Source organism: Streptococcus sp. SM3, assembly GCF_027497875.1.
The window spans coordinates 1-9,669 of sequence record NZ_JAJNSA010000096.1 but is presented as its reverse complement, the minus strand read 5'-3'; the positions used below and the strand labels follow the sequence as shown (position 1 = coordinate 9,669).

The following is a 9,669-nucleotide window of genomic DNA, read 5'->3' as shown; positions in this document are numbered from 1 at the left end:
TTGCAAGAGACCTGTTGGGTTTGGTGCTACCTGTCCAGACTCGATGATATCCAAGTTTGGAAAATCAGTCGCATACAAGATTTGGTCCAATTGGCTACGGCCAGATAAGAAGTCGGTCAAGCCTTGGATCTTAGTACGGCTACGGAAAATCCCTGTCATGACAGAGTTCCGGATGTCACAGTCTACCAAAAGGGTCTTGTAACCCGCACGCGCAAAGGCAACGGCCAAGTTGGTTGAAGTGGTTGATTTCCCTTCATTTTCTTGAACAGATGAGATAGCGATGACTTTTAAGTCCACCCCACTCAATTGGATATTCGTCGCCAGGGCATTAAAGTACTCTTCTGCCTTCCGAACTTCTTGCAATTTGTTTTTTGAAATTTCTAACGTATTCATGCGATCCCCAGTCTACAGTTTCTTAATATCTGGCACAATACCAAGTAAGGTTAAGCCCATCAACTCTTCGATATCTTCTGGTCTCTTGACACGATCGTCCAAGACTTCTACTACGACCATGAGAACCACCATCAAACCAGCTCCAGCAATAAAACCAAGAAGGACATTGCGTCGGATATTTGGTGAAGAAGGTGTTTGAGGCACTTCTGCTTCATCCAAGGTCGTAACATCTGACACCTTGGTCACAGCAATGATCTTTTCAGCTGCTACATTCCGAAGGCCATTGGCAATACGAGCTGCTTCTTTTGGATCTCCGTCCTTAGCCGTGATCGAAAGGATACGAGTATCTGTCGGAACAGACACACTGATCTTTTTCGACAACTCAGCAGGTGTCATATCGAGTTTCAATTCTTCGATAGCTTGGCTCAAGACATTTTGAGAAAGAATGATCTCACGGTAGTCCTTAACCAAGTAAGAACCAGCCTGCAAATCAGAGTTTGTCAAGGCATTGTTGTCTTGGTTTTGACGGCTGACCACATAGATCCGGCTAGTACTTTGGTATTCTTTCTTGGCTAAAAAGGCACTGTAGCCAAATGCTGCAATGGCAAAGACAAGAGCGACCAAAACGATCGAAAACTTGCGTTTCCATAGGGTCTTCAGCATAGCGAAAACATCAATTTCCACTGCTTGATTTTCTTGATTGTTCATTTCCTAATTACTCCTTCATGTGGATCTCTCCACCTGTTTTCTGGTTAGATTAATTCATCCGCTAACAAGAGTTCTTGATTGCTGACAAAGAGAGCTTGTGCTCGTTGTTCTCCGTATTCTTCCTTGATCAAGCGATAGGCTTCTGCCATATAAGGCGGTCGTTTATCCACATTGTGCATATCACTGGCCACAAAGTGTACCAAGTCTTTTTCTAAGAAGTACCGAGCTCGTTTTTTCAGTTGTTTTTGCTCATCCCCAAAGAGGCGAGGCTTGAGAACACTGGAACTATTGATCTGCATGTAGCAGCCCATGTCAATCATCTCTTGCACGCGCTCCTCATTTTTCTCCAAGCACTTGTAGCGCTCGATATGGGCCACCACCGGTGTCACACCTAGATGGAGCAAACGGTCCAAGGCCGTATGAATCTCCTTGTAAGGTGTTCCCATGCTGAATTCAATCAGCGCAAAGCGCGTATCTGCCAAACGTGGAATGATCTTTTCTTCCAGTTTTTTCAAGACATCATTGGTAAAGTAGATCTCTGCCCCGTAATGAATCGTTAAATCTGGCGCGACCTCTGCCGCAATTTTTTTCACTTCTTGAAAATTTTCAGAAATCTTTTCTTCGGGAGTTTCAAACATCCCCTTGCGACGATGAGAAGTGGAGATAATGGTCCGCACCCCTTGGCGATAGCTTTCTTCCAATAAGGCACGCGTATCTTCTCTTGTCTTTGGTCCATCATCCACATCAAAGACGATGTGCGAGTGGATATCAATCATTTTTCTTTTCCTTCCATTACTTTTTGAATGGTTTCCTTAGCCTTGGTCAAGCTGGCTTGATCCAACTCCATGACATAGAGGTTGTAACCAGGCATAGCATAAGACGGCAAGTCATTTCGTCCTTGACCGGTGATCGCTTGAGAAGTCACCTCATAAGAACCACCCGTTTCTAACTGGGTATTGATCAAGTTCATCATAGTCGGCAACTGCATATTGGTTTGGACAGAATCTTGGAGGTTTCCGATAATCTCATTGTAGTTGCTTAAGACCTTGGTAGAGGTCAACTTTTTGATAATGGCCGCAATGACTTTTTCTTGGTTTTTCCCACGGTCATTGTCACCACCTTGAAGAGAGTAGCGTTCTCGGACAAAACCGAGAGCTTGCTCTGAATTCAAATGAACCTTTCCAACTGGGAAATGGAACTTGCCATGAAGGCTCGTGAATTCTTGGTCATTTTCCACATCGATTCCCCCTAGAAGGTCAATCAACTTGAGGAAGGAGGTGAAATTGAGACGAACGTAGTAGTTGAGCTTGATATCATAGAGATTCTCAAGGGTATGGATCGAAGCATCCACTCCGTAGATCCCCGCATGGGTCAACTTATCATTTTGGTTGTTACCACCATCTGCAATCGGTACATAGGCATCCCGTGGTGTCGTTGTCAATAGGACTTGTTTGGTCTTCCGATTGACCGTCATGATGATATTGACATCTGAACGTGAAACCGAGGTTACTGGGCCATAGGTATCGATCCCGCTGACATAGATGTTAAAGACATCCGCATTGGCAGACACCTTGCTCGTCGCTGCCACTTCTTTTCGAATTTTGTAGGAATAGATTTTCTTCAACTTCTTCGCATAGTCGGCATCTTCAGCAGCGATAGTATCTTCAAAGGTACTGTTGAGCACCATGGCAGAAGCATTCCCTTCTTGCAGGCTCTTATAGGCATCTAGATAAGTCTGTGCATCGACTACAGAAATTTCCTGACCCTTGGTCTTTTTGATATTGTCCAAGAGGGCCGTGAGATTGGCTTCATTATTGTTGCCCTTTGGTGCCACCACTTCCTTGATTTCTTTGATGTCTTTGATGTCACTATCTTTCTTGACATAGACAGCCATCTCAAACTCTGTATAGTTAGAATGGCCATTGACATTACTCGTCAGATTTAGCAGCTGTTGACTAGCAAACAAAACTCCTGAACTAGCCAATAAGCCGACAAGAAGCAGGACCAAAGTTGTCTTTTTAGCCTGATTTTTGATCACAAACCAAGCTGACAAGAGCAAGAGAACAGCTAGTAGTACCATCACGAGAACATTAACATAGCGAAAAGCCAAGATGTTATTGGCCAACATGGTATAGGTCGCCCAACTCGCGGTCATAAGCAAAAAAATAAGCAATACGGAATTAACGATTCGCAATTGCCCCCACTTATGCTCTGAACGACGACTCCGTCTCCTTTGTGACATAAATACCTCCAATTAGTCCTAATCATATTTATTGTAACATATTTTTAGCAAAAAATGCATTAATTATCACTTTTTTGTCCATTATGGACATTTAGAAAGTAAGCGCTTTCTAAAATAAACAAAATCCCTTGTATACTTATGCAGAGAATCCAAAAAAACGGGTGAAACACCCGGTTTTTGAAGATCCTACAAAAGATCATCCCGCTTGACTTGCTCAAAACTTTCCTTGCCATCATTGAGCTTGTCCCAGATGACAACCTTTCCTTCTTTCAATGATTTTTGAACATCAATAATCCGCTGGTTGGAAGAACCACGAAATTGCAACATGAGGTTGCGTTTGCTCTTATCATAGCGCCCATCGACCAGGATATCAATCAGTGAGAGAAGCTCTAATTTGTCTGGCGTTTCCAGCATCATTTCTTCCCAAGTGTAGCCTGTCCATGACCAGATGTCTTTTTCCGGCAATTCTTTCCGAATACGTTTTACAAGGGGTAAAAGTATACCTGTATTAAGAAATGGCTCTCCTCCTAGCAAGGTTAAGCCTTGGACATAGGGTTGGGCCAGATCTTCCATGATCTGCTCTTCTAACTCTTTGGTATAGGGAATGCCTGCATTGAAAGACCAGGTCGCTACATTGTAACAACCCTCACAGTGAAACATGCAGCCTGCTACGTAAAGGGAGTTGCGCACCCCTTCTCCATCCACAAAGTTAAAGGCCTTGTAGTCGATGATGCGCCCTTGACTCAGTTCTTCGCTTTTCCATTCTTGAGGTTTGGGATTGTTCATGACACCTCCCCATCTAACTCTATCCAGTAGCGCTGACTTCTGTCGATTGTATTTTCGTAAACACCGCCAGCAGATAGAATCGTGCGACGGCTAGCTTCGTTGTCTTCATCACAGGTAATCAGCACTCGTTCTAGTCCTTGTTTTCGAGCCTCTGCTAGTCCTAGCTCTAGCTGCAACTTAGCCAAACCCTTTCTGCGTTGACTGGGCCGGATGGAATAGCCAATGTGACCACCCTCTACAAATAATTTGTCATTCAAGGACAAGCGCAGGGCTAAAAAGCCCAGAGGGTAGCCAGTCTCATCAAAGGATAAAAATTGAATGGCAGGAACCCAGCCTTCTGGCAGATTCTCAGTATCCTCCTGCTGCTCTACAATTCGCAACCAATCCGCAAAATCCTTTGCTCGCTTCCAAGTGGAGCCCATGCCACCGTGCATATAGGATTTTGCAGCATCGAACTCAGCAATCATCTCTAAAATCGCGTCTTTATCTTCTAAAGTTGGTCGTTGTAACTTCATAAACTTTCCTCAATCTAAATCAATCCAATAGCGCTCTTTCCCGCCTCGAACATCCTCTAAAGCTCCGGCATTAGCCAGAATCACTGCTCGACTGGCAGCATTATCACAATCGCAAGTCACTAGGACTCGCTTTATATTTTTACTTCTAGCTACTTGCAAGCCTTGTCGCAGTTGCTCTTTTGCCAATCCTTTCCCACGCGCATAGGGACGGATGGAATAACCAATATGACCACCTACCTCCAGCAAATAGTCACTAAGACGCAATCTCAGATTGAGAAACCCTACGGCTTGTCCATCTCTCGAAAAAGCAACTAACTGAATATCAGGCACCCACCCTTCAGGCAAATTAATCCCCATTTCATGATTCTGATTACTTTCCAACCACTCTTCATAAACAAAATTCTCAGCATCCCAAAAGCCGCCGTCATGAGCTGATTGGGTCTCTTCGAACTCTGCCATCATGCTTAGAATGGCCTCTTTATCCGCTAGAGTTGGTCTACGTAATTTCATCGTTGCCTCCCCATAAGAGAAAAGTGAGAGCGGACTCTCACTTTTATTTTTTCCTAGCCTTTTTTAAAAATTGCTCTCTTAGGCTTGCTACTCGGTCTTTTTTATTGACTCCACCTGTTGAATGCTTCTCGTGGAATCGTTGCACCTGAGCCTTGCCCTTATCATCTAATTGGTATTTTCCCATAATGTCCTTTTCTAATCTGTCACTTGGTGTCCAGATGATTTGATAGTGGATCCATTCATGTGTTTGACCCGTGCAGCGATTTCCTTATGACGGCCATTGACCATGGGACGAGCTTGCGGGTTTCCTAGATAACCACAGGTCCGTTTGACCACATCAACCGTTTTCGGATCGCTATTACCACAGTTTGGACAAGCAAATCCGCGCTCAGTCGGCGTGAAATCTCCTTCAAAATCACACTTGTAACAACGGTCAATCGGCGTATTGGTTCCGAGATAACCGACCCGGTCATAGGCATAATCCCAAACCGCTTCAAGGGCTTTTGGATTTTGTTGGAGCACAGGGTATTCACAATAGTGGATAAAGCCACCAGACGCACCTGCTTCAGGATAAACTTTCTCAAAATCCAACTTCTCAAATGGCGTTGGGTTCTTACGAACATCGTAGTGGAAACTATTGGTGTAGTATTCCTTGTCTGTGATATCCGGAACCTTACCAAATTTCTCCGTATCTAGGCGACAGAAGCGGTCTGTCAAGCTTTCTGACGGTGTCGAATAGATGGAGAAGTGGTAATCATACTGGTCAGACCATTCTTCCACGCGCGCTTTCATATCCTTGATGATATCGATCGTGAATTGTTTGGCTTCTGGATTGTGTTCCCAATTTGGACCATAAAAGACGGTTGCGACTTCATAGAGTCCGATATAGCCAAGAGAAACGGTCGCTCTGCGATGACGGAAGAGCTGATCTACCTGGTCATACTTGCCCAAGCGTTTCCCGAAAGCCCCATATTGGTAGAGAATCGGCGCATTGGCTGGTGTCGCTTCTTTGGTACGTTCCACGCGGTAAACCAAGGCATCTTCAGCAATGTTCATCCGTTCATTAAAGATTTGCCAGAACTTCTCCTTGTCTCCGCCTGATTCCAAGGCAATCCGAGGCAAATTGACTGTCACAACCCCAAGATTCATCCGGCCAGAATTGACTTCTACGCCATTCTCATCCTTCCAACCTTGAAGGAAAGAACGACATCCCATCGGTACCTTGAAGGAGCCTGTCAACTCGACAATCTTGTCATAAGACAAAACGTCCGGATACATGCGCTTCGTCGCACATTCCAAGGCCAATTGCTTGATATCATAGTTAGGAGTTCCAGATTCTAGGTTGAGCCCCCGCTTGAGGGTAAAGATCAGTTTTGGAAAGATAGCTGTCCGATGTTCCGATCCAAGCCCCTTGATTCTGATTTCCAAAATCGCCTTTTGGATTTCCCGTTCGAAGCGATTGGTTCCAAGACCAAAGCCCAGCGAAGTAAAGGGAGTTTGTCCGTTCGAGGTAAAGAGGGTATTGATCTCATATTCCAGCGATTGCATGGCATCATAGATATCTTTTTGAGTCTTGCTCCAAGCATAGTCCTCTTGCTTTTCAGGAAGCACCCACTCTTTGGCATCTGCCAAGTGTTTTTGGTAGTTCTTTTCCGCATAAGGGGCCAAGACCTCATCGATCCGATCAGCCGAGCAACCCCCGTACTGACTAGAGGCTACATTGGCAATAATCTGCGAGATTTGAGCCGTTGCAGTTTGGATGGACTTAGGACTTTCTACTTCTGCATTCCCAATCTTAAAGCCATTTCTGAGCATGCCTTCAAAATCGATCAAACAGCAGTTAGTCATCGGTGTATAAGGGCTATAGTCCAAATCATGGTAGTGAATATCCCCTTTTTGGTGGGCATTGGCTACGTGTTTAGGCAACATTTTGAGACCAATAGACTTACCGACAATCCCCGCCGTCAAATCCCGTTGCGTATTAAAGACATCGCTGTCCTTATTGGCATTTTCATTGACAACCGCTTGGTCCTTGTTGAGGAGTTTTCCAATCGTAAAGTTGATATCTGTCGCTTTTGAGCGCTCAAAATCCCGCTGAGTCCGATAAGTAATGTAGCTCTCAGCAATCGCATATTCATTGGCTTGAAGCAATTCATGTTCGACAACATTTTGGATCTCATAGATCTTCACGCCATTTGGAAAACGTTCCAAGATCTCTGCGATCACACGATCGACAATAGCTTCTAGTTTGGCTTCCATCACTGGAGTGAGAGAAGTCACTTCTTCTGTCGCCTTCAACAAGGCTTTATAAATTTTTTCAACATCGAATTGAACACGACGGCCATCTCGTTTTTCAACAAAAATATCCGGGGCCATTCTCAGTTTTTCTTCTCTCAAGGTGATCATACCAAACATGCCTCTCTTCATTTATTTACATACAAGTTGTATTATACCACTCCAAAAATAAAAATCAATATCTTGTGGTGAAAATTCTAAAAAACTTTCTAAAACACAAGATATTGATTTTCTTAAGAGCGTTGATAGAGTTTGAAATGACGGTATTTCTTCTCAACCAGACGATAATTTTCTTTGAGCAAGTCCTTCATATTGGAGGTCAACTCTACCTGATTGTTGACCACAATATACTTGGGTTCAGACCGATCGATTTGTTGGATCACATTAGTCCGATTTTCATTAATTCCCAGATAAGATGTCGGAGTCAATAAGGCAGAAGCTGCCAAACGATCACTTTCTTGATAGAGAATAGCTGTCGTATCCCAAGCATAGATGGTATCTTTGGCCTTGCTATGGTTATGAATGTAGCTAGCAATAGCGCTCCGTTCACTCGATTGACCAGACTGAAGCACGACATCTTGAACCACTGGATTCGCCAACAGATAGACAAGGGCTACTAGCGGTAAGAAAACTTGGCTCGTAAAGTAAGCGGCCCAAACTTCCTTGTTTTTCTTCTTCCGACCACGACGTTCGATCCCATCGTTTTCTTCCCCATCTCGTGAGAACCAGATCGCAAACAAAGGAAGAACAAATGGCAACATCGGTAACAATTGGTAAGCGCCTTGTTCAGGAAGACCAATCGACACAATGAGGACCACCAAGCTACCTGCCCATCCCATAAAGCGGAAGATCCGGCGAGCACTGCTATTTTGCTTCGTAAAGGACATCAAGAAGGCAGAGACCAGACCAAAGGCGAGCGCCAACAATCCGTAATAAATGGCATTACTGAAGGTCTGTCCATTGCTAAAATTCAAGGCATTAAAGACATAGGTTACTTGGTTAATGGCATAGCCAAAAGTCTGATTCAAAACGGTGATATAGCCAATTGGATAAAAGACGAGGGAAAAACCAAGGAGAGTTGCCAACAGTTGATAAAAACCACGCGCCCATCTCTTCTGCTTGATATTAAAGGCTGTTAAACCAAGGAAGGCCAATAAATAAAACAGGGCACTGGTCATCGGATCAATCAAGAAAGCCACGGCCGCAATTGCACCGTAAAGGATAAAGCCTTCGTCCTTACGATGCCCAATCAGATAAGCCAAAATGAAATTCATGCTGGCAAATAGGATTGGAAGGCTAAAGAAGGTCACATAAGTCCCTCCAAAACCAAGGCCTAGCACCAAGAAATAAAAGAGTAACTGGACATTCTTGGCTGTATCTTTATCAGACACCAACAGGCGCACAACACGATAGAGATAAGTACCCGCAAAGAAGAGGGCAATCGCTTGGAGGATCATCAAGATCCAATGTCCACCCGCCAAGCTTCCCAACCAGTTGATCGCATAATAGAGAAGACCATTGGTTCCGTAAAAATCACCAAACGGGACTTGACCTTTGGTCATTGCCCAGCCAGCATACAAGTTTTGAGATTGCTGATCGGTTGCAAACCGGGTTAAAAATGGCACGCCGACATGCAGTAAACTAATCAAGAGACTCAACACAAAAGGAATCGCTAGAGGCACTGGACGCTTGAATTGACGGCGGATCGGCTCAACTGCCACATCCGCTTCTAGCTCTTCCGTATTCTCTTCTACCTTAGATGCTTCCGCTTTTGCCGCTTCAACTCCCGCCTTACGCGAACGACGACTCATCCGACTGAGCGTTTGCTCCGCTTCCTGTTCAGATTCTTGTGTAGGTTCTGCTACTGCTTCTGGCTTGGCATCACTAATTTCCTCTGATGCCTCCATTGCAACCGGCTCCTCCAAGACTTCTGCCTGTTGGCTATGAGTCGGCTCTTCTTCACGAAAGACTGATTTATCTAGCACTTCGCGAATTTCACGTGTATCCTGAAAACTATCTCCCACGTGAAGCCCTAACTTTTTCGAAGTCATTTCTTGCTCTTTTTCGCTCATTCTTTTTCCTTTTCTTCGCTATTCCTCTGCTCTTTCCTTTTAGAAAAAAGCCCATTATCTTCTCTAGTATACCAAATTCTGCCGACCATGTCAGCCTCTTGCCACATAGTCCTATGGAAAAAGAGTCAGATCTCTCAGCTTCTGACTC

At 44.4% G+C, this 9,669-nt stretch carries 11 protein-coding genes; all 11 read right to left on the bottom strand.

Features of this window, described 5'->3' with window-relative positions; genetic code table 11:
* Window positions 1-393, bottom strand: a 393-nt coding sequence (locus PAN06_RS11420; RefSeq protein ID WP_269796364.1) for a polysaccharide biosynthesis tyrosine autokinase, incomplete at its 3' end; no start/stop codon positions are given.
* A gap of 12 nt (window positions 394-405) precedes the next feature.
* Entirely contained in the window at window positions 406-1,101 is a 696-nt protein-coding gene (locus tag PAN06_RS11415; protein WP_269796363.1) for a Wzz/FepE/Etk N-terminal domain-containing protein, read from the bottom strand.
* 44 nt (window positions 1,102-1,145) lie between these two features.
* The gene (gene cps4B / locus PAN06_RS11410; RefSeq protein WP_031574381.1) at window positions 1,146-1,877 is read right to left on the bottom strand and encodes a capsular polysaccharide biosynthesis protein Cps4B; all 732 of its coding nucleotides are present in this window, start codon (window positions 1,875-1,877) and stop codon (window positions 1,146-1,148) included.
* A complete protein-coding gene (locus PAN06_RS11405) occupies window positions 1,874-3,343 on the bottom strand; it encodes an LCP family protein (protein ID WP_269796362.1) in 1,470 nt (489 codons plus the stop codon). Before PAN06_RS11405 ends, cps4B begins: the two co-directional genes overlap by 4 nt.
* Window positions 3,344-3,529: 186 nt before the next feature.
* Entirely contained in the window at window positions 3,530-4,129 is a 600-nt protein-coding gene (gene nrdG, locus PAN06_RS11400; RefSeq protein ID WP_269796361.1) for an anaerobic ribonucleoside-triphosphate reductase activating protein, read from the bottom strand.
* Window positions 4,126-4,644 (bottom strand): GNAT family N-acetyltransferase, encoded by a 519-nt coding sequence (locus PAN06_RS11395; RefSeq protein WP_049472731.1) that lies wholly within the window; start codon window positions 4,642-4,644, stop codon window positions 4,126-4,128. Before PAN06_RS11395 ends, nrdG begins: the two co-directional genes overlap by 4 nt.
* Window positions 4,645-4,653: 9 nt before the next feature.
* Window positions 4,654-5,154, bottom strand: a complete 501-nt coding sequence (locus PAN06_RS11390; protein ID WP_151191301.1) for a GNAT family N-acetyltransferase — start codon at window positions 5,152-5,154, stop codon at window positions 4,654-4,656.
* Between the two features lie 43 nt (window positions 5,155-5,197).
* Window positions 5,198-5,338, bottom strand: a complete 141-nt coding sequence (locus PAN06_RS11385; protein WP_269796360.1) for a hypothetical protein — start codon at window positions 5,336-5,338, stop codon at window positions 5,198-5,200.
* A gap of 11 nt (window positions 5,339-5,349) precedes the next feature.
* Window positions 5,350-7,560 (bottom strand): anaerobic ribonucleoside-triphosphate reductase, encoded by a 2,211-nt coding sequence (gene nrdD, locus PAN06_RS11380; RefSeq protein WP_269796365.1) that lies wholly within the window; start codon window positions 7,558-7,560, stop codon window positions 5,350-5,352.
* Between the two features lie 122 nt (window positions 7,561-7,682).
* Complete coding sequence (locus tag PAN06_RS11375; RefSeq protein WP_269796359.1) at window positions 7,683-9,521, bottom strand: MFS transporter; 1,839 nt, start codon at window positions 9,519-9,521, stop codon at window positions 7,683-7,685.
* Window positions 9,463-9,669 (bottom strand): hypothetical protein (locus tag PAN06_RS11370; RefSeq protein ID WP_269796358.1); only part of this gene is annotated, 207 nt, incomplete at its 5' end. The genes PAN06_RS11370 and PAN06_RS11375, both read right to left, overlap by 59 nt.

Bases quoted from the DNA above. Each gene is read 5' to 3' on its own strand.
- PAN06_RS11415 (WP_269796363.1), bottom strand. From the start codon at position 1,101: ATGAACAATCAAGAAAATCAAGCAGTGGAAATTGATGTTTTCGCTATG.
- cps4B (WP_031574381.1), bottom strand. From the start codon at position 1,877: ATGATTGATATCCACTCGCACATCGTCTTTGATGTGGATGATGGACCA.
- PAN06_RS11405 (WP_269796362.1), bottom strand. From the start codon at position 3,343: ATGTCACAAAGGAGACGGAGTCGTCGTTCAGAGCATAAGTGGGGGCAA.
- nrdG (WP_269796361.1), bottom strand. From the start codon at position 4,129: ATGAACAATCCCAAACCTCAAGAATGGAAAAGCGAAGAACTGAGTCAA.
- PAN06_RS11395 (WP_049472731.1), bottom strand. From the start codon at position 4,644: ATGAAGTTACAACGACCAACTTTAGAAGATAAAGACGCGATTTTAGAG.
- PAN06_RS11390 (WP_151191301.1), bottom strand. From the start codon at position 5,154: ATGAAATTACGTAGACCAACTCTAGCGGATAAAGAGGCCATTCTAAGC.
- PAN06_RS11385 (WP_269796360.1), bottom strand. From the start codon at position 5,338: ATGGGAAAATACCAATTAGATGATAAGGGCAAGGCTCAGGTGCAACGA.
- nrdD (WP_269796365.1), bottom strand. From the start codon at position 7,560: ATGATCACCTTGAGAGAAGAAAAACTGAGAATGGCCCCGGATATTTTT.
- PAN06_RS11375 (WP_269796359.1), bottom strand. From the start codon at position 9,521: ATGAGCGAAAAAGAGCAAGAAATGACTTCGAAAAAGTTAGGGCTTCAC.